The sequence below is a fragment of the Roseateles sp. P5_E4 genome (assembly GCF_054049255.1).
The window spans coordinates 76,062-93,985 of sequence record NZ_JBFUMS010000007.1 but is presented as its reverse complement, the minus strand read 5'-3'; the positions used below and the strand labels follow the sequence as shown (position 1 = coordinate 93,985).

The 17,924-nt window shown below is 68.9% G+C and carries 18 protein-coding genes; 16 read left to right on the top strand and 2 right to left on the bottom strand.

From position 1 onward, the window contains the following. Nucleotides 1–90 precede the first annotated feature (90 nt). The 7 genes from ACXJLH_RS15015 to ACXJLH_RS14985 all read left to right on the top strand — a co-directional run bounded on the left by ACXJLH_RS15015 (nucleotide 91) and on the right by ACXJLH_RS14985 (nucleotide 8,308). Nucleotides 91–1,494, top strand: coding sequence for an FAD-binding oxidoreductase (locus ACXJLH_RS15015; protein ID WP_457444930.1), 1,404 nt, complete (start codon nucleotides 91–93; stop codon nucleotides 1,492–1,494). Then, a complete protein-coding gene (locus ACXJLH_RS15010; protein WP_457444928.1) occupies nucleotides 1,491–2,066 on the top strand; it encodes a hypothetical protein in 576 nt (191 codons plus the stop codon). The genes ACXJLH_RS15015 and ACXJLH_RS15010 overlap by 4 nt, the downstream gene beginning before the upstream one ends. A gap of 64 nt (nucleotides 2,067–2,130) precedes the next feature. After that, entirely contained in the window at nucleotides 2,131–3,573 is a 1,443-nt protein-coding gene (locus tag ACXJLH_RS15005; protein ID WP_457444926.1) for a cytochrome P450, read from the top strand. 191 nt (nucleotides 3,574–3,764) lie between these two features. After that, nucleotides 3,765–6,386, top strand: coding sequence for a glycoside hydrolase family 3 C-terminal domain-containing protein (locus ACXJLH_RS15000; RefSeq protein WP_457444924.1), 2,622 nt, complete (start codon nucleotides 3,765–3,767; stop codon nucleotides 6,384–6,386). 27 nt (nucleotides 6,387–6,413) lie between these two features. Then, nucleotides 6,414–7,334 carry an alpha/beta hydrolase gene (locus tag ACXJLH_RS14995; RefSeq protein WP_457444922.1) on the top strand — a complete coding sequence of 307 codons (921 nt, stop codon included), beginning with the start codon at nucleotides 6,414–6,416 and terminating at the stop codon, nucleotides 7,332–7,334. A 35-nt stretch (nucleotides 7,335–7,369) separates the two neighbouring features. Continuing rightward, complete coding sequence (locus tag ACXJLH_RS14990; protein ID WP_457444920.1) at nucleotides 7,370–7,816, top strand: nuclear transport factor 2 family protein; 447 nt, start codon at nucleotides 7,370–7,372, stop codon at nucleotides 7,814–7,816. Between the two features lie 93 nt (nucleotides 7,817–7,909). Beyond that, nucleotides 7,910–8,308: a VOC family protein gene (locus ACXJLH_RS14985; RefSeq protein WP_056190984.1), complete on the top strand. Its 399-nt coding sequence runs from the start codon at nucleotides 7,910–7,912 to the stop codon at nucleotides 8,306–8,308. A 66-nt stretch (nucleotides 8,309–8,374) separates the two neighbouring features. On the opposite strand, the gene ACXJLH_RS14980 is transcribed toward ACXJLH_RS14985, so the two are convergent. Beyond that, nucleotides 8,375–10,564: a TonB-dependent receptor gene (locus ACXJLH_RS14980; protein ID WP_457444918.1), complete on the bottom strand. Its 2,190-nt coding sequence runs from the start codon at nucleotides 10,562–10,564 to the stop codon at nucleotides 8,375–8,377. 205 nt (nucleotides 10,565–10,769) lie between these two features. Between ACXJLH_RS14980 and bla the strand changes: the two genes are divergently transcribed. Both bla and ACXJLH_RS14970 read left to right on the top strand, forming a co-directional pair. After that, nucleotides 10,770–11,630, top strand: a complete 861-nt coding sequence (gene bla / locus ACXJLH_RS14975; protein WP_457444916.1) for a class A beta-lactamase — start codon at nucleotides 10,770–10,772, stop codon at nucleotides 11,628–11,630. Continuing rightward, nucleotides 11,627–12,523: an AraC family transcriptional regulator gene (locus tag ACXJLH_RS14970; RefSeq protein WP_457444914.1), complete on the top strand. Its 897-nt coding sequence runs from the start codon at nucleotides 11,627–11,629 to the stop codon at nucleotides 12,521–12,523. Before bla ends, ACXJLH_RS14970 begins: the two co-directional genes overlap by 4 nt. 7 nt (nucleotides 12,524–12,530) lie before the next feature. On the opposite strand, the gene ACXJLH_RS14965 is transcribed toward ACXJLH_RS14970, so the two are convergent. Next, entirely contained in the window at nucleotides 12,531–13,676 is a 1,146-nt protein-coding gene (locus ACXJLH_RS14965) for a GGDEF domain-containing protein (protein WP_457444912.1), read from the bottom strand. A gap of 145 nt (nucleotides 13,677–13,821) precedes the next feature. Between ACXJLH_RS14965 and ACXJLH_RS14960 the strand changes: the two genes are divergently transcribed. The 7 genes from ACXJLH_RS14960 (at nucleotide 13,822) to ACXJLH_RS14930 (ending at nucleotide 17,921) form a co-directional block, all read left to right on the top strand. Beyond that, complete coding sequence (locus ACXJLH_RS14960) at nucleotides 13,822–14,130, top strand: NIPSNAP family protein (protein ID WP_457353297.1); 309 nt, start codon at nucleotides 13,822–13,824, stop codon at nucleotides 14,128–14,130. Then, nucleotides 14,127–14,450, top strand: a complete 324-nt coding sequence (locus ACXJLH_RS14955; RefSeq protein ID WP_056190972.1) for an antibiotic biosynthesis monooxygenase family protein — start codon at nucleotides 14,127–14,129, stop codon at nucleotides 14,448–14,450. Before ACXJLH_RS14960 ends, ACXJLH_RS14955 begins: the two co-directional genes overlap by 4 nt. Beyond that, the gene (locus ACXJLH_RS14950) at nucleotides 14,447–15,145 is read left to right on the top strand and encodes an ArsR/SmtB family transcription factor (protein WP_457444910.1); all 699 of its coding nucleotides are present in this window, start codon (nucleotides 14,447–14,449) and stop codon (nucleotides 15,143–15,145) included. Before ACXJLH_RS14955 ends, ACXJLH_RS14950 begins: the two co-directional genes overlap by 4 nt. A 156-nt stretch (nucleotides 15,146–15,301) precedes the next feature. Next, the gene (locus ACXJLH_RS14945; protein WP_457444908.1) at nucleotides 15,302–16,564 is read left to right on the top strand and encodes an ammonium transporter; all 1,263 of its coding nucleotides are present in this window, start codon (nucleotides 15,302–15,304) and stop codon (nucleotides 16,562–16,564) included. Beyond that, the gene (locus ACXJLH_RS14940) at nucleotides 16,564–16,842 is read left to right on the top strand and encodes a hypothetical protein (protein ID WP_056190967.1); all 279 of its coding nucleotides are present in this window, start codon (nucleotides 16,564–16,566) and stop codon (nucleotides 16,840–16,842) included. Before ACXJLH_RS14945 ends, ACXJLH_RS14940 begins: the two co-directional genes overlap by 1 nt. A gap of 46 nt (nucleotides 16,843–16,888) precedes the next feature. Beyond that, nucleotides 16,889–17,296, top strand: a complete 408-nt coding sequence (locus ACXJLH_RS14935) for a hypothetical protein (protein WP_056190966.1) — start codon at nucleotides 16,889–16,891, stop codon at nucleotides 17,294–17,296. Between the two features lies 1 nt (nucleotide 17,297). Further along, complete coding sequence (locus tag ACXJLH_RS14930; protein WP_457444906.1) at nucleotides 17,298–17,921, top strand: LysE family translocator; 624 nt, start codon at nucleotides 17,298–17,300, stop codon at nucleotides 17,919–17,921. Nucleotides 17,922–17,924: the final 3 nt, after the last annotated feature.

The window sequence follows — 17,924 nt, the reverse complement described above, 5'->3', positions numbered from 1 at the left end:
AGGTCTCCCGGGGGTTCGCTGTGTGCCCCATGCTGTCACCATGCGAGGGGCACTGCAACACAATCCTTGTCTGACCCCCTGGAGTTGGCCATGAACGCGCCCGAATCCTTCTCGCCCGCCCCACTCCCGGCCGCGCTGCTGGACAGCCTGCGTGCCGACTTCGCCGAGCGCTGCTCGATCGCCCTGGCCGTGCGTGAGCAGCATGGCCGCGACGAGTCGGTCTTCGACGTACCGCCGCCCCAGGCCGTCGTCTTTGCGGAAAGCGAAGTCGAAGTCGCGCGCGTGGTGGCGCTGTGTGCCGAGCATCGTGTGCCCGTCATCCCCTACGGTGCGGGCTCGTCGCTCGAAGGCCATCTGCTGGCCGTGCACGGCGGCATCAGCCTGGACGTGTCGCGCATGAACAAGATCCTGCGCGTGGATGCCGAGGACCTGACGGTCACCGTGCAGCCCGGCGTCACGCGCAAGGCACTCAACGAGGCGCTCAAGCACGAGGGCCTGTTCTTTCCCATCGACCCCGGCGCGGACGCGAGCCTCGGCGGCATGGCCGCCACGCGCGCCAGCGGCACGAACGCGGTGCGCTACGGCACGATGCGCGAGAACGTGCTGGCACTGCGCTTTGTGTCGGCCAGCGGCGAGGTGGTGCGCTGCGGTTCGCGTGCCAGGAAGAGCAGCGCCGGCTACGACCTGACGCGCCTGGTCATCGGCAGCGAAGGCACGCTGGGCGTCATCACCGAGCTGACCGTCAAGGTCCACCCGCTGCCCGAGGCCGTGTCGGCGGCGGTCTGCTTCTTTCCCAGCATCGACGCCGCCGTGCGCACGGCCATGCAGATCATCCAGATCGGCGTGCCCATCGCCCGCTGCGAGCTGCTGGACGCGAATGCGATCAAGGCGGTCAACGCACACGACAAGCTGGGCCTGAAGGAAGCGCCCATGCTGTTGATGGAGTTCCATGGCAGCGAGGCGGGCGTGGCCGAGCAGGCGGCGGTGGTGCAAGACGTGGCGGCCGACCATGGCGGCGAGGCCTTCGAGTGGGCGACGACGCCCGAGACGCGCACGCGGCTGTGGACGGCGCGCCACCACGCCTATCTGTCAGGCCTGCAGATGCGCCCCGGCTGCCGCGCGGTGACGACAGACACCTGCGTGCCCATCTCGCGCCTGGCCGAGAACATCAACGCGTCGATTGCCGAGGTCGAGGCCGCCGGCCTGCCCTACTTCATCGTCGGCCATGTCGGCGACGGCAACTTCCATATGGCCTATCTGCTGGACCCGATCGACCCCGAGGAGCTGGCGACGGCCGAGCGGCTCAGTGCGCAGATGGTGGCGCGGGCGATTGCTCTCGAAGGCACGTGTACGGGCGAGCATGGGATTGGGTTGCACAAGCAGGGCTTCCTGCTGGACGAGACCGGCGAGGAAGCGGTGGGGTTGATGCGCGCGGTGAAGCAGGCACTGGATCCGTTGGGCATCTTCAATCCGGGGAAGATCTTTCAGGCATGAAATCCATGCTTCGAGCCTCATGGGCTTTGGTGATCGGGGCCTTGACCGGGTGTGCGGCACCGCTGCCGCATGGGCCGGTGGCCGGCGGGGCCGTGCCGGAAACGACCTTTGTCATTGCCCAGGTCTGCCTGCGCGCCGAGTTCGATCGAAGCTCGATAGGCGTCCAGACTGTCAAGCCGGGTTCAGTGTCAGGCGGTGCGCAGAGACTGACCGGGCGTACGAGCGCCGACCAGCCTGTGTTCGAGTTCTCCACCGCTCACCCGCGCGAGCTGCGGACCGTGCTGGTGGCGCTGCCGCAACCGGGTCGCTACACCACGGAGCACTTCGTCTTTGACCCTCCAGCCCATATCGAGTTCGACCGCTGGTCTGACTGGCTACAGGCGTCGGCCGTTGCCGTGAACGGCAACTGGGGCGTGGGCACCGGCATGGTGAACGGCGTGAAGCCGGCAGTGAAGCCTCTACCACCGGCGTCACCGATGGTCCGCTACCGGCTGATGTCGTTTCAGCAGTATCTGGACGGCATAGGAGAGCGCAAGAAGAACGGGTTGGACGCCAATCTGACCCCCTGTTGACGCCAGCGGCGACGTCATCAAATTGAACGGAGCGGTTCGTCATACCACCTCCTAAACTGCCCCGATGGACACCCTCGCCGCCCCTCCCGTTGGCGCGCTGCGCCAGTTCGATGACCTGCCCGGTCCGCGTGGCGTGCCGGTGTTTGGCAACTTGCTGCAGATCGATTCGACGCGGGTGCATCAGCAGGTGGAGGCCTGGTGCGAGGAGTTCGGGCCGATCTTCAAGCTCAAGCTGGGCAAGCGCCGCCTCGTCATCGTCGGCGACCACGAGCTGATCAGCACGGCGCTGCGCGACCGGCCGGATGGCTTCAGGCGCACGCAGCGGCTGGAGGACGTGGGCCGGGAGATGGGGCTGAACGCCGGGTTGTTCGGCTCCAACGGCGAGGCCTGGAAGCGCCAGCGGCGCATGGTCATGGCTGGGCTGGACCCGGTGCATGTGAAGCGCTACTACCCCTTCCTGTTGCGTGTGGCCGAGCGCCTCGTCGACCGCTGGCAGGTCGCCGCGCGAGAGGACAGGCGCATCGAGCTGCAGGCCGACCTGATGCGCTTCACGGTGGATGCGGTGGCAGGCCTGGCCTTTGGCGAGGACGTCAACACGCTGCAGTCCGACGAGGACGTCATCCAGCAGCACCTGAACCGCATCTTCCCGATGCTGTTCAAGCGCATCTTTGCGCCGCTGCCCCTGTGGCGCTGGTGGCCATCGGCCAAGGACCGCGCACTCACGCACAGCGTGGCTGAGGTGAACGTGGCGGTGCAGGGCTTCGTCGCCAAGGCACGGGCACGGATGGCGGCCAACCCGGCGCTGCGCGAGGAGCCCGGCAACTTGCTCGAAGGCATGCTGGTGGCGGCCGACGAACCCGGCAGCGGCATCGACGACGAGCAGGTGGCCGGCAATGTGCTGACCATGCTGCTGGCCGGCGAGGACACGACGGCCAACACGCTGGCCTGGATGATCTGGCTGCTGTGGCAGCACCCCGACGTGCTGGCCCAGGCGCGGGCCGAGGTGGACCGCGTTTGTGGCGAGGCCGCGCTGCCGACCCTGGAGCAGCTCGGCGCGCTGGACTTCGTCGAGGCCTGCGCGCACGAGACGATGCGGCTGCGCCCGGTGGCGCCCATCAACGTCATGCAGGCCATGCGCGACGCGCGTGTGGGCGATGTGCAGGTGCAGGCCGGCATGATCGTCATGGCCGTCATGCGGCGCGATGCCACGAGCGAGCGCCACCTGACCAACGCGGCCGCCTTTGACCCCGCGCGCTGGCTGGTGGATGCCAAGCAGGCCGGCGCAGCCAAGCGCCTGTCCATGCCCTTCGGCGCCGGGCCGCGCATCTGCCCGGGGCGCTACCTCGCGCTGATGGAGATCAAGCTGGCTTGTGTCCTGCTGCTGCGGCACTTCGACATCACGGCGGTGGATACGCCCGACGGCCAGGCGCCGCGTGAGCTGCTGCAGCTGGCGATGGGGCCCGTGGGCTTGTCGATGCACCTGGCACGGCGCTCGGCCGCTGCGTGACGGCTGACCTCCAGATATCGATTCTGGTATCGATCACACTGTCGAATTCATCGCTCCCGACTTGAGCGCGTTCTCATAGAGGACGCGAGTGGATTGCGCAGGGGTCGCCATGGCGTCAATCAGGGAAAAGCAGGTGTCCAAATGATTGCGCTACCACACAATCTAGCGCAACGACAAAAATGGAGACGCCGTTGAAGACCCTTTCCATCGCCTGCCTCGCCGGGGGCCTGGCCCTCAGCGGCCTGGGCGTCGCCAGCCCGAGGACGGATGCCGACGCCCAGGCCCGCCAGATCGTGGCCCAGCTGACGCTCGACGAGAAGACGGAGCAGTTGCTCAACGGCGCGCCGGCCATCCCGCGCTTGAACATCCCGGCCTACAACTGGTGGACGGAGTCGCTGCACGGCGCCTTCGGCCCCGGGGCGACGACGAACTTCCCGCAGCCCATCGGCCTGGCCGCCAGCTTCAACGACCGGCTGATGCAGGACGTGGCGGCCAGCATCAGCACCGAGGTGCGGGCCGTCTATGCACTGGGGCGCGGCAAGCCCAACCCGCACAGGATCGGCGGCGCGCTGGACACCTGGTCGCCCAACATCAACATCTTTCGCGATCCGCGCTGGGGGCGGGGCCAGGAAACCTATGGCGAGGACCCCTTCCTGACCGCGACGCTCGGCAAGGCCTTCGTGCATGGCATGCAGGGGCCTGACCCGGCGCTGCCGCACGTCATTGCCAGCCCCAAGCATTTCGCCGTGCACAGCGGCCCCGAGTCCACGCGGCATTCGGTGGACGTGTGGGTGTCGGCGCAGGACCTGGAGGACACCTACCTGCCCGCCTTCCGCGCGGCAATAGTCGACGCGCAGGCCGGCTCCATCATGTGCGCCTACAACCGCGTCAACGGTGAGCCGGCCTGCGCCAGCCACAGCCTGCTGGTGAAGACGCTGCGCCAGGACTGGAAGTTCAACGGCTACGTGGTGTCGGATTGCGATGCCGTCGTCGACATCCATGCCCGCCACAAGTACGCGCCCGACGCCCCGGCCGGAGTCGCCGCTGCCCTCAAGGCCGGCGTGGACAACGAGTGCAATGGCGCCACGCTGTCGCACACGCCGGGCCTGGGCGAGCGCTACAAGCAGGCGCTGGCGCGCGGCTACATCCGCGCGGCCGACATCGACAACGCGCTGGTGCGACTGTTTGCCGCGCGGCTGCGCAATGGCGATCTGCCGGGGCTGGGCGAGCGCAGCTTCCCGAAGGCCGAGGCGATCAATTCGCCCGATCAGCGCGCGCTGGCGCTTCGCGCCGCGCTAGAGAGCCTGGTGCTGCTGAAGAACGACGGCGTGCTGCCGCTGAAGGCGTCGGCGCGCATCGCCGTCGTCGGCCCGCTGGCAGATGCGCGACGCGTGATGCGCGGCAACTATTCGTCAGGCCAGACGGGGCCGACGCAGACGGTCTTCGAAGGGCTGAGCCAGCAGTTCACTGGAGCGCAGGTCAGCCTCGTGCCTTTCGGTCCGTCGATCACCGACGGCGACCCGGTGCCCGCCAGCGCCTTCGTGGCGCCCGACGGCAGCCCGGGCTTGCATGCCAGCTATTTCAAGCTCCAGCCCGACTCCCCAGTGGCGCCGGGCAAGCGCCGCTTTCAGGAGAAGGCCTTCGCCAGCCACGGCGTGGCGCAGCTCGACTCACGCGTGCGCGACTTTCCCGAGTCCGGCGAGGTGACGCGGGTGGTCTTGACGGGCTTTTTCGTCGCTCCCGAGACGGGCAGCTACCGGCTCGGCGTTGCGGGTGCCAAAGGCCAGGTGCGCGTTGCCGGCCGTGATGTGACGCTGGCCAGGCGGCCGACCCAATGGGCCGAGCCGGTGGCCTTGACGCAGGTGGACCTCAAGCAGGGCGAGCGCTATGCGATGCAGTTCGAGACGGAGTCCGGCGCCGGGGCGCCGCCCGGCATGGTCTGGAAGCGCGTGTCCCGCCAGCCGCTGGCCGACCTGCGCGCCGCTGTGCAGGGCGCTGACGTGGTGGTGGCCGTCGTCGGCCTGACGTCGGACCTGGAAGGCGAGGAGATGCCCGTCAAGATCGAGGGCTTCCAGGGCGGCGACCGCACGACGCTGGACCTGCCGGCCGACCAGCGCGCCTATCTGCAGGCCGCGGCGCAGGGGGGCAAGCCACTGGTGGTGCTGAACCTGAGCGGCAGCGCCATCGACCTGTCCTGGGCGCAGGCGAACGCGGCGGCGGTGCTGCAGGCCTGGTACCCGGGCGAGGGCGGCGGCCAGGCCATCGCGCAGGTGCTCACCGGTGTGGCCAACCCGGCCGGGCGGCTGCCGGTGACCTTCTACCGCAGCGCGAGCGACCTGCCGCCGTTTGACGACTACCGCATGGCCGGGCGCACCTACCGCTTCTTTGACAAACCGGTGGTCTACCCGTTCGGCCATGGCCTGAGCTATTCCAGCTTCCGCTACGAGGCGCCCAAGGTCGAGGTGCAGGACGACGGCAAGGACGTGGGCCTGGTGGTGCGCACGGCCGTCACCAACACCAGCACGCGCGATGGCGACGAGGTGGCCCAGCTCTACCTGGCGCCGCCGCGCTTCGAGGGCGGGCCGCGCCTGGCGCTGCGGGGCTTTCAGCGCCTGCATCTGAAGGCGGGCGAACGGCGCGAGCTGAGCTACCGGCTCGATGCCCGCGACCTGAGCTTCGTGGACCGCGACGGCGTGCGCCAGGTCATGCCTGGCGCCTATCGGCTCAGCGTCGGCGGCGGCCAGCCCGACACCGGTGCGCCCGTGGAGAGCGCCAACTTCTCGCTGACGCGGCCGCTGCTGCTGCCGCGCTGACCCCAACAACTCGCTGGACAAACGACCATGCCCTCACTTCTCTCCACCTTGCTGGCCCTGCTGCTGGCCTCCGCTGCCACATGCGCCCTCGCGCAGGACGGCACCATCCACCCGCTGCAGGCGCCCGCCGAGCCACGCGCCATCCCGCTCGGCACCGGCGGCGTCGACAAGCAGCCGGCCGCCGAGAGCTGGTTCCGTCAGTGGGGCGAGCCGATGGTGCGCAACGTCACCACCGCCACGCTGACGCCCTACCTGCCCGCGCCGGGCAAGGGCAATGGCGCGGCAGTGCTGGTGGCGCCGGGCGGGGGCTTCCGCTGGCTGTCGATCAACAACGAGGGCTGGAAGGTGGCCCAGGCGCTGGCCGACCAGGGCATTGCCGCCTTCGTCCTCAAGTACCGGCTGCAGCCGACGCCGGACTCGCTCGACGGCTTCAAGGACTCGATGAACCGCATGTTCACCGCGGCCGGATCGAGCGACGGCAATCCGCGTTCGCTGGTGCCCGACCTCGCCAACCAGCTTGCCGACGCCGAAGCGGCGCATGCCCTCATCCTCTCGCGCGCCAAGGAATGGGGCGTCGACACCAGGCGGCTGGGCATGGTGGGCTTCTCGGCCGGCGCGGGCCTGACGATGCACAGCACGCTCAACTCCAAGACCATGAAGCTCGCCTTCATCGCGCCGATCTACGGCGGCATGGGGCCGGTCGACGTGCCCAAGGACGCGCCGCCGATGTTCAACGTCATCGCCAGCGACGACTTCCTGTTCCGCGGCCAGATGGGCGTCGTCAAGTCCTGGTTCGATGCCGGCCGGCCGGTCGAATTCCATCTCTACCAGAACGGCGGCCATGGTTTCGGGCTCGGCTACCCGGGCAAGACCGCCGAGGGCTGGTTCCCGGTCTTCGTCCGCTGGCTCGACGTGAATGGCTTTCTGAAGGCGGGCGCGGCAAAGTAGACGACCTAGAGGACCGCCGCCGCCAGACCTTCGCCATGATCACCCTCCGCATCCCGTATCTCGCCGCCGTGGCATCTGCCGCGCTGCTCATCAACCCCGCAGCAGGCGCCTCGGTCGCGGAGAAGGAAGCCATGGCAGTGACCCAGGCTGCGTGCGACGCCTTCCGCCTGCGCGACCTGGCGGCGCTTGAACGCCTGCTCGCACCTGAGTTCAACCTCGTAAGCACCAGCGCCGAGGTTCAGAGCCGGGCGCAGGCGCTCCAGGAAGTCCGCGATGGCGACCCGCAATACGAGCGCTTCGAGAACCACGACATGACGGCGCGCGTGTATGGCGACGCGGCGGTGGTACAGGGCATCACTTCGCTGAAGGGCCACTCCGGCGGCAAGCCCTTCGCGGTCGATGTGCGCTTCACCGACACGCTGATCCGGGTCAACGGCCGCTGGGCCATCGTGGTCAGCCATGTCACGCGCATGCCGTCCTAGTCCCGAGTGATCAGGACGCCTGGCGTCGGGCGTCCACAAACATCACAGCGCACCACAATCCTGCGCTTTCGACGTTTTCTTGAGGAGATACCCATGTTCAGCCACGTGATGGTCGGTACCAACGACATCGAGCGCAGCAAGCGCTTTTATGACGCGGTGCTCGGCACGCTCGGCGTGCCCGAGGGCTTTTGCAACCAGGGGCCCTCGGGCCACCAGCGGGTGTTCTACCGCCATTCGGGTGGCACGTTCTGCATGAGCCAGCCGATCAACGGCGAGCCGGCCTCGCATGCCAATGGCGGCACCATCGGCTTCGGGTGCGCGTCGCCCGAGCAGGTGCAGGCTTTCCACGACGTGGCGGTGGCACACGGCGGAGAGTCCATCGAGCAGCCGCCGGGCCTGCGCGAGGGGGCGCTCGGTGCGATGCACCTGGCCTATGTGCGCGATCCGGACGGCAACAAGCTCTGCGCGCTCCACCGCATCAAGACGGCTTGAACTGACGACGGAGGCCCATGAAAAACGCCGCCCGAGGGCGGCGTTCCTGTCTTCGGCGAGCGCTCTTTAGAACATCGCCTTGAACTGCACGCCATACGTGCGCGGCTCGTTGATGAAGCCGGTCAGGTTGTTGAAGTCGATGGCACCCGTCACGCGGATCTGGTTGGTCACGTTGCGCACGAAGCCGGCGGCTTCGTACTTTCCGTTGCCCCACAGATAGCCCACGCGCACGCCGCCTTCGGTCAGGCTCTTGCCCGTGAACTCGGTGGCCTCGTACAGGAAGAAGTTGACCTTGGAGCGGTAGGCCCAGTCGGTATAGACGTAGACCTCGTCGCCGCTGGCCAGAGGAATGCTCCAGCGCGCGGTGAGGTTGTAGGTCCACTTGGGCGCGTTGGGCAGCGAGTTGCCGTCGACCATCGCGTTGTTACCGACGATGGGGTCCTGCACCGTCGGGAAGGCGCCATTGACCTTCAGCGAGCCGCCCGGAGGCACGCCCAGGCCGGCGTCCTTGAGCTTGGTGTTGTTCAGCGAGCCGCCGAAGGTGACCATCAGATCGGGCGTGATCAGCGCTTCGAGGTTGATCTCGGCGCCGGTGCCGGTGGCCTTCTTGGCATTGAGCAGGCGGGTGGCGTTGACGCTGCCGCCCACGGCCGTCAGCTGCAGGTCCTTGACGGTGTAGCTGAACAGCGAACCCGACAGGCGCAGCGTGCGCTTGAGCAGTTCGCTCTTGAAGCCGACTTCATAGGAGTTGACGGTTTCCGGGCTGGCCTGCGATTGGCCGGCGAAGGCCGATGCGTTCTGCATGGACGACGCGCGGAAGCCATTGGCGTAGCGGGCGTAGAGGTTGGTGTCGGCGTCGAGCTTGTAGGTGGCCGACAGGTCGCCGCTCCACTTGCCGTCGTCGGTGCTGGCGCTGGTGCCGGTGGAGGTGTTGAACAGGCCCGTGCCGGCGTGGGTGGTGGACAGGTCCTTCTTGTCCTTGGTGTAGCGCAGGCCGGCGCGCAGCTTGAGCTCATCGCTGACGGCGTAGTTGAGCGAGCCGAACACCGCGCCGGCCTTGTTGGTTTGCGCGCTGTAGATGTGGTCGACGTCGGCGTGGGTCGTCGTGTTGTAGGTGATGTTGTCGATCGTGTACTTCTCGTCGAAGAGATACACGCCCGCCTGCCAGCTCAAGGGACCGGCGGTGTTGGACTCGAGGCGCACTTCCTGCGTCAGCTGGCGGTGGCCGTTCATGCCGCTGCCGGTTTCGGACTGGAAGGGCACGCCGGCCTGGCCGGGCACGCCGCCGTCGATGTCGCCGCGGGACAGCGGCTTGACGTGCTCGCCGCCGGTGATCGAGTAGATGTTCAGCCCGGGCAGGGACCACTTCAGGCGCAGGCTGCCGCCGGTCTGCTTCAAGGTCTGGTCGTTGACGCCATTGAAGGCGGCCTTCTCGGCGTCGAAGCCGTCGGCCAGGTCGTTCGTGCCGCGCTTGATGGCGTTGGCACGGAACAGGCGCGGGCTGCCGTTGAGGTCACGCACGTGCAGGTTGGCCAGGGCGCTGAACTGCTTGTGCGGCTCGTACAGCACCTGGGCGCGCACGGCGCTGTCGCGGTAGCCCTCGGTCTTGGGCGTGGCGGCGCCGGGGGCGGTGTTCTCGGCCCAGTCGCCACGGCGCTGGCTCTGCGCGGAGATGCGCGCGGCCCAGTCGCCGCTCAGGGGCAGGTTGGCCGCGCCTTCGAGGTTCAGCGTGCCGTAGTTGCCCACCGTGACGCTGGCGTAGCCGTCCTGCTTGTGGCTGGGCTTGACGGAGTCGAACTTGACGACGCCGGCCGGCGTGTTGCGGCCGAACAGCGTGCCTTGCGGGCCGGCGACGACTTCCACCGCGGCGGTGTCGAAGATGGGGAAGCCCTTCAGGATGGGGTTCTCCTGGATCACGTCGTCGACGATGACGCTGACCGGCTGCGAGGCGTTGAGGCGGAAGTCGGTGTTGCCGTAGCCGCGCAGGTAAAAGCGCGGGAAGGCGCGGCCGAAGCTGGACTCGATGTTCAGGCTGGGCACGCGGCCCGACAGGAAGCGCAGGTCCTGGCCGCCGGAGGCCAGCACGTCGAGCTTGTCGCCGCTGATCTTGGAGACGGCGTTGGGCACGTCCTTGATGTTTTCGGCACGCCGCTCGGCCGTGATGACGACGGTTTCGAGCTGGCTGCGGTCTTTGGCCGGGGCTTCTTGAGCCAGGGCGGGAATGGCGGTGCTCAAGGCGAGGGCCAGGAGGCTCATGCGCGGTGCGTTCATCAAACAACGACTCCAAAAAAGGAAGCGGCCCCAACTGCAGGGCCGGCGGCGATTGTGCGGACCGCCGCAGGGGCTGGCGGCCGTCATGACAGCGTTGTTGCGCAAGTCTGACGGAGTAGTCAGTTTGCGGACGGGCCGTGCAGGTGCCCCCCGCACCGGGGCCGTGCGGGGGCGCACGAGAATGCGGCGCATGAAACGTCGTCCCCTCCTTGCTGGCCTGGCTCTGGCGCCTGTAGCCACCCGCAGCCTTGCCACCAATGCCGCTGACTTCGCCGCGCTGGAACGCCGCGTGCAGGGCCGAATCGGCTTCTTCGCCATCGACACCGGCAGCGGCCGCGTGATGGCCCACCGCGCTGACGAGCGATTCGCTACGGCGTCGACCTTCAAGATCCTGCTCGCCGCGCGCGTGGCCCAGGGCGTGGAGGCCGGGCGCTGGGGCTGGAACGACGCGGTGCCCCTGCGTGAGAGCGAGCGCGTGCCGCATTCGCCGGCCTTCGACCGCTTGCTGCCGCGTGGCCAGGCGACGCTGGCCGAGCTGGTTCAGGGCATCGTCGTCGAGAGCGACAACCCCTGCGCCAATGTGCTGCTGCGCCATTGCTGTGATTCGCCCGCCGGCCTGACGGCCTGGCTGCGCCAGCAGGGCGATGCGGTCACGCGCCTGGATCGCTTCGAGACCGAGCTCAACGAGAACGCCCCGGGCGACCCGCGCGACACGAGCACGCCGCGCGCCTTCGCGAAGACGCTGCAGCATCTGCTGCTCGGCCCGGGCCTGAAACGGGCCAACCAGGCGCGCTTGTGGACCGACCTGCAAGCCTCGCGCACCGGCCTGAAGCGGTTGCGGGCCGGCGTGCCGGATGCGAGCTGGCGCGTCATCGACAAGACCGGCAGCGGCGGCCGTGGCGCGGTCAACGACGTGGCTCTGGTGTTTCCGCCGGGCAGCCGTTCGCCCTGGGTCGTTGTTGCCTTTCAGTCGGATTCCAAGGCCGCGGCCGACGAGCTCAACGCGGTGCATGCGGACGCGATGCGCGGGCTGGTGAGGGCCTGGGCTTGAACAACGCGAGTCGGCGCCAGTACGAGGCCCGCATGCACCGCGTGCAGACCCACATCGACCGGCATCTGGACGCGCCACTGGACCTGGAGGCGCTGGCCGCCGTCGCTCACTTCTCGCCCTATCACTTCCACCGCCTCTTCCTGGCCTGGACGGGCCAGACCCTGGGCGACTACCTGGCGCGCCGTCGCCTGGAGAAGGCCGCTCAGCGGCTGCGCGGCCAGCCGGATTCGACGGTGTTGAGCATCGCGCTCAGCGTGGGCTATGGCTCGGCCGAGGCCTTCTCGCGGGCCTTCAAGCAGCGCTTCGGCCTGCCACCGGCGCAATGGCGCAATCTCGATCAGGCCGATAGCAATCTGGATCAAGCCGGCGCCGGGCCGGACGACGAGCATGGCTTCTCCCGCAACCGCGACGAAGGAGATCCCGTGAACGTCCGCCTCATCGACCGCCCGCCTGTGCGCATGGGCTATCTGCGCTACCAGGGCGCCTATGGCCCTGCCCTTGGCCGCTTCTGGGCCGAGACCTTCAACCCCTGGCTGGCCACGCAGAACCTCGGCGCCGTGTCGCGCTTCGGGATCAGCCACGACGACCCGAGCCTCGTGCCGCCCGAGCAATGCCGCTACGACGCCGGCGTGGCCGTGCCGGATGACTGGGCGCCCAACGGCGGCGCCCTCGTCACCGAACTGCCCGGCGGCCGCTATGCGGCGCTGGACTTCGAAGGCACGGCCGCCGAGATCGGCGCCGCCTGGGCGGCCATGATGGGCCGGTGGCTGCCGAGCAGCGGCCTGCAGCTGGATGCGCGGCCCTGCTTCGAGCACTACGGGCCGCAGTCGAAATTCGACTTCAAGACCGGTGTGTTCGACTGCGAGCTGTGCATCCCTGTCGCGCCGCTGTAGCCGGCGCTCACACCAGCGGTGCGAACTCGCTGACCGTGCGGGCGCGCCCGGTCTGCTTGGCCTGGTAGAGGGCGCGATCGGCGCGGTCGATGGCCAGGTGCAGGTCCTCGCCGGGCGCGCATTCCGCCACGCCGGCGGAGAAGGTGACGTGCAGGCCCGGCACGATGCTGTCAAAGGAGGCCGCTTCCAGCGCGTCGCGCAGGCGCTCGACCAGGGCTGCGGCCGTGTCGGCGCTGGCCTGCGGCGTGACGACGAGGAACTCCTCGCCACCCCAGCGCCCGGCGAAATCGCTGGTGCGCAGCGTCGCGTGCAGAGTGGCCGCGAAATGACGCAGCACCGCATCGCCCACGCCGTGGCCGTGGCGGTCGTTGACGGTCTTGAAGTGGTCGATGTCGATCAGCACCAGGCTCATCACATGGCCATGCTGGCGCTGGTTCAGCTGCTCGGCGGCGAGGCGCTCGCTCAAATGGCGGCGGTTGCTGATCTGGGTCAGCTCGTCGTGGTGGGCCAGGTACTGGATGCGCCCCAGCGCAGCGCGCAGTTCGGCGGTGCGCGCGCTGAGCTTGGCGCGCAGCCGCGCCATGTTGACCGACAGCACCGACACCGCCGTCATCAGGATGGCCGCGAAGCTGAAGTGCAGGGACTCGACCGCCGCGGGAAAGTTGGCCGGGTCCGTCGTGGCGCCATAGCCCATCGCGACGGCCAGCGACGCCAGCCCGAACAGATAGAGCCCGAAGGCCTGGCGCTGCGACAGCACGAACATGCCCCAAACGAGGTTGAGCAGCATGATGGCGATGATGGCGCCGCGCAGCGGCGGGTCGATGGCATAGCCCCAGGCTGTGATCAGCGCGCCGAAGACCGATTGCGGCAGCGTCAGCGACCGGTCGCGTGCCAGATGACGGCTCAGGCCCGTGCGAACCAGCACGTAAAAGCCCGCGATGCCGGCGAGGCCGACGCCGCTGATCCAGGCTCCGGGGCGGGCCTCCATCAGACCGAGGTTGACCTGCACGGCCACGTTCAGCGCGAACAGGCCGTAGACCGTCAGCGCCAGCAGTGTCAGCTTCACCGCGCCGCGGCCCTGGCCTTTCGGGCCCAGCAGCCAATCCGCCCAGCTCGCGGGAGCAGGTGCAGGGCGGGGCGAGAGTTTGGGCACGGTGGATGGGGCTGGGATGCCGGGCGAGGATAGCGGCCGCCGCGCTGGCGCGGCGGCGGGACACAGTTCGTTGCACGGCGAAGCGTCGCGGGGGTGAAGCCGCCCACACTGCCTTCATCCCTTCAACTTTGTGTGAGCACACTCCATGCCCATCACCTGCTTCATCCGCTACGAGCTCGACCCCTTTCAGCGCGAGGCCTTCCGCGAGTACGCGCAGGCCTGGGGCCGCATCATTCCGCGCCTGGGCGGCCGGCTACTGGGCTACTGGCTGCCGCACGAGGGCACGAACTACGAGGCCTGGGGCCTGGTCGGTTTCGACTCGCTGGCCGACTACGAGGCTTACCGTGCCCGCCTCAAGGCCGACCCCGAGGCGCGGGCCAATTTCGAGTTCGCGCAGAAGCAGCGCTTCATCCTGCGCGAGGAGCGCACTTTCTGTGAGGATGTGCAGCCATGATCGCCGTCATCTTTGAAGTCCAGCCCACCGACGAGGGCCGCCAGGCCTACCTCGACCATGCCGCCGCGCTGAAGCCACTGCTGGAGCGCATGGACGGCTTCATCTCGGTGGAGCGCTTCCAGAGCCTGACGCAACCGGACAAGCTCTTGTCGTTGTCCTTCTGGCGCGACGAGGAGGCGGTGCGCGGCTGGCGTGAGGTGGAGCGGCATCGCGAGGCTCAGGCGGCCGGGCGCGGCGGGCTGTTCAAGGACTACCGGCTGCGGGTGGCGCATGTCGTGCGCGATTACGGCCTGAACGAGCGCGAACAGGTCCCTCGATGACCGCCGAACCCCGCCTTGCGCGCATTGCCGCGGCCATCGCCGACCCGACTCGCGCACGCACATTGGCACGGCTGCTCGACGGCCGCCTGCACACGGCCGGCGAGTTGGCCACGCATGCCGGCGTGGGCGCGGCGACGATGTCGGCCCATCTGAAGCTGCTGGTCGACGAAGGCCTGGCCCGCGTGCGGCCGCAAGGGCGGCACCGCTATTTCGGCCTGGCTGACGGCGACGTGGCGCATGCACTGGAGGCGCTGCTGCGCGTGGCCGACAGGCGCGACGGCGTCGACGAACCGGCGGCCGACCTCAAGCGCTGGCAACGGCCCGAGATGCGCGGCCTGCGGCGTGCCCGCAGCTGCTACGGCCACCTGGCCGGCGAGCTGGGCGTGCGGCTGCATGACGTCCTTTGCTCGCGCGGCTGGGTGGAGCGGGCGGGCAGCACAGAACGGTTGACGGACACGGCGCGCGCGGCGCTGCAGGCGCAAGGACTGGAATTGGCGACCGTGGCTGCGGGCCGGGCGCTCTATCCGTGCGTGGACTGGTCCGAGCGACGCGAGCATTTCGCGGGCGCCGAGGCCGTGGCTTTGCTGGAGGCATTGCTGGCGCGCGGCTGGCTGCGCCGCCGCGACACGTCGCGCGAACTGGTCTTGACGCCCACCGGCCAACGCGAATTCGTCGACGGGCTGTTGGCCGGTTGAGCCACGTGGCCGGCGCCGCGGGCGCGTTGGCGTAGAGCTTGCTATTCATGCGGCGCTACCACCCGCCGCATCCCTATGCCTATTCATCCTTGCTTTCCCGCCGCGCGCCCCGCTCTCTGGAGCCGATCGGCCGCGTCACTGACGGGCTTGCTTGCGATGCCCGCACTGGCCGCCGAGCAGGTGCCAGTCGCGCAGATCAACGCCGGCGACACCGCCTGGCTGCTCAGCGCCACCGCATTGGTCCTGCTGATGACGCTGCCCGGCCTGGCGCTGTTCTATGCCGGCATGGTGCGCAAGAAGAACATCCTGGCCGTCATGGCCCAGACGCTGGCCTGCGCCGCGCTGGTGACGCTGCTGTGGTTCGCCTGTGGCTACAGCCTGGCGTTCGAGCCGGGGCCGGCCGGGCTGGAGCGCTGGATCGGCGGCCTGGGTGGCGCCGGGCTGGGCAATGTGCTGCATGACAAGGCGACCGGCCTGGTCAGCGTGCATCCGCTGATGCCCAGCGTGCCGGCGGCGGTGTTCGCGCTGTTCCAGCTCAGCTTCGCCGTCATCACGCCCTGCCTGGTCATCGGCGCGGTGGCCGAGCGCATGCGCTTCGCCAGCCTGCTGGCCTTTCTCGGGTTGTGGTCGCTGTTCGTCTACGTGCCGGTGGCGCACTGGGTTTGGGCGCCGCAGGGTTGGCTGGCCCAGTTGGGTGCGCTGGACTTTGCCGGCGGCACGGTGGTGCACATCAACGCCGGGGTCGCGGGTCTGGTGGCCGCGTGGATGCTCGGCCCGCGCGTGGGCTTCGGCCGTGCTGCACTCACGCCGGCCAACCTGGCCTACACGATGACCGGCGCCGGCCTGCTGTGGGTGGGCTGGATGGGCTTCAACGGCGGCTCGGCCGGCGCGGCGGATGGACGGGCCGGCATCGCAATGCTCAACACGCAGCTCGGTGCCGCGGCGGCTGCGCTGTCCTGGATGGCGGCCGAGTGGGCGACGCGGCGCACGCCGACGCTGCTGGGCCTGTGCAGCGGCGCCGTGGCGGGGCTGGTGGCCATCACACCCGCCTGCGGCTTTGTCACGCCAGCTTCAGCGGTGCTCATCGGCCTGGTGGCGGGCGCGGCCTGTTACTGGGGCGCCACCGGGCTCAAGCGCTGGCTGCGTGCCGACGACTCGCTGGACGTGTTCGGCGTGCACGGCGTGGGCGGCATCGTTGGGGCGTTGCTGACGGGTCTGCTGGCCGATCCGCGCGTGGGTGGCGTGGCCGGGTCGCTGGGCACGCAGGCCGTTGCGGTCCTGGCCACGCTGGCCTTCAGCGCGGTCATGACGGCGGGCATCCTGCTGCTGGTCTATCTGCTGCTGGGCGGGCTGCGCGTGGATGCGGCGCGCGAGCAGCAGGGGCTGGACCTCAGCCAGCACGGCGAGCAGGTGGCGTGATGGCCAGCGACAGCGAGAAGCTGGCCGTGGCCGCCCACCTGCATGTGCTGATGCGCCGCAAGATGGGCCGCGTGACGGACGTGGAATGGCTGGTGCGCAACGCCGACTACGCACGGGAGATCATCCGCCTGGCCTGCCAGCAGGCCGAGCATCCGGAGGTGGCGGATTGGGGCGCGCGGCTGCAAGCCATGCTCTTCCCGAAACCGCCGCCGGCGGCACCAACGCCCGTAAGTGCGCGTGCAGTGGCAGCGGCCCGCTACATCGGTGGCCTGCGCTGACGCGTCTTCTCCGCGTGGCCCGGCATGGCGTTGTACAACGCATGCCATGCACATCACCCGCATCGCGCCGCTCGTCGCGGCCTACTTCGCAGCCAGCCTCGCCCACTTCAGTCACAACGCTCAGTACATCGCCTTCTATCCTGGCATGCCGGCATGGCTGACACCGGGGACGGTCTGGTTGTGCTGGTTTGCGGTTTGCGCCGTTGGCCTGTTGGCATGGGTGCTGACGCGCCTGGGTCTGCCCACGCTTGGCCTGCTGGCCCTTGGCGTTTATGGCGCCCTGGGCCTGGATGGCCTGCTGCACTATCGTCTGGGGCTGTGCTCGCAGCACACGCTGATGGCCAATCTGACGATCTGGGCCGAGGCGACGACGGGGCTGATGCTGTTGCTGGTGTCGGCCGTGCTGTTCGCGAGACGGCTGTCGTTGGTGAACACTCAAACACGTCAGGGCTGAAATGATCGAACTCCCTACCCTGCTGGCCTTCACGCTGCTCAACATGAGCTTTGCGCTCATTCCGGGGCCTGATGTCATCTGCATCCTCTCCAACTCGGTCTCGCGCGGCACGGCCGCAGGAGCCAAGGTGTGCCTGGGCATTGCCTGCGCTGCGCTGGTTCACGTCGCGGCCGCCACCCTGGGACTCACCGCCTTCCTGGCCGCCGTTCCCACGGCATTTCTGGTGGTCAAGGCGGTCGGCGCGGCCTACCTGGTGTGGCTGGGCTGGCAGATGCTGCGCCACCCCACCGAGGTGGCTGCCGGCCCCGTGAACAGCCGTTGGTCTTCGCCGTTTGCCCAGGGCGCTTTGTCCAACCTGTTCAATCCCAAAGTGGCCATCTTCTTCCTGGCCATCCTGCCGCAGTTCATCGACCCCGCCCTGGGCCATCCCGGCTGGCAGGCGGCCCTGCTGGGCATGGTGTCCATCGTCTCGGGCACGGCGGTCAACCTGTGTACCGCCGCGCTGGGCGGCAGGGCCAGGCATTGGCTGCTGGCCAAGCCGCGCTTCTTCCAGCGCTTCCAGCAGCTCGCGGGCGCTGCGCTGGTGGGGCTGGGCATCAAGGTCGCCCTGGAGCGCGCTCGCTGATAC

Excerpts from the sequence above, each read along its gene's own strand:
- ACXJLH_RS15015 (WP_457444930.1), top strand. The coding sequence starts at position 91 with ATGAACGCGCCCGAATCCTTCTCGCCCGCCCCACTCCCGGCCGCGCTG.
- ACXJLH_RS15010 (WP_457444928.1), top strand. The coding sequence starts at position 1,491 with ATGAAATCCATGCTTCGAGCCTCATGGGCTTTGGTGATCGGGGCCTTG.
- ACXJLH_RS15005 (WP_457444926.1), top strand. The coding sequence starts at position 2,131 with ATGGACACCCTCGCCGCCCCTCCCGTTGGCGCGCTGCGCCAGTTCGAT.
- ACXJLH_RS14995 (WP_457444922.1), top strand. The coding sequence starts at position 6,414 with ATGCCCTCACTTCTCTCCACCTTGCTGGCCCTGCTGCTGGCCTCCGCT.
- ACXJLH_RS14990 (WP_457444920.1), top strand. The coding sequence starts at position 7,370 with ATGATCACCCTCCGCATCCCGTATCTCGCCGCCGTGGCATCTGCCGCG.
- ACXJLH_RS14985 (WP_056190984.1), top strand. The coding sequence starts at position 7,910 with ATGTTCAGCCACGTGATGGTCGGTACCAACGACATCGAGCGCAGCAAG.
- ACXJLH_RS14980 (WP_457444918.1), bottom strand. The coding sequence starts at position 10,564 with ATGAGCCTCCTGGCCCTCGCCTTGAGCACCGCCATTCCCGCCCTGGCT.
- bla (WP_457444916.1), top strand. The coding sequence starts at position 10,770 with ATGAAACGTCGTCCCCTCCTTGCTGGCCTGGCTCTGGCGCCTGTAGCC.
- ACXJLH_RS14960 (WP_457353297.1), top strand. The coding sequence starts at position 13,822 with ATGCCCATCACCTGCTTCATCCGCTACGAGCTCGACCCCTTTCAGCGC.
- ACXJLH_RS14955 (WP_056190972.1), top strand. The coding sequence starts at position 14,127 with ATGATCGCCGTCATCTTTGAAGTCCAGCCCACCGACGAGGGCCGCCAG.
- ACXJLH_RS14950 (WP_457444910.1), top strand. The coding sequence starts at position 14,447 with ATGACCGCCGAACCCCGCCTTGCGCGCATTGCCGCGGCCATCGCCGAC.
- ACXJLH_RS14945 (WP_457444908.1), top strand. The coding sequence starts at position 15,302 with ATGCCCGCACTGGCCGCCGAGCAGGTGCCAGTCGCGCAGATCAACGCC.
- ACXJLH_RS14940 (WP_056190967.1), top strand. The coding sequence starts at position 16,564 with ATGGCCAGCGACAGCGAGAAGCTGGCCGTGGCCGCCCACCTGCATGTG.
- ACXJLH_RS14935 (WP_056190966.1), top strand. The coding sequence starts at position 16,889 with ATGCACATCACCCGCATCGCGCCGCTCGTCGCGGCCTACTTCGCAGCC.
- ACXJLH_RS14930 (WP_457444906.1), top strand. The coding sequence starts at position 17,298 with ATGATCGAACTCCCTACCCTGCTGGCCTTCACGCTGCTCAACATGAGC.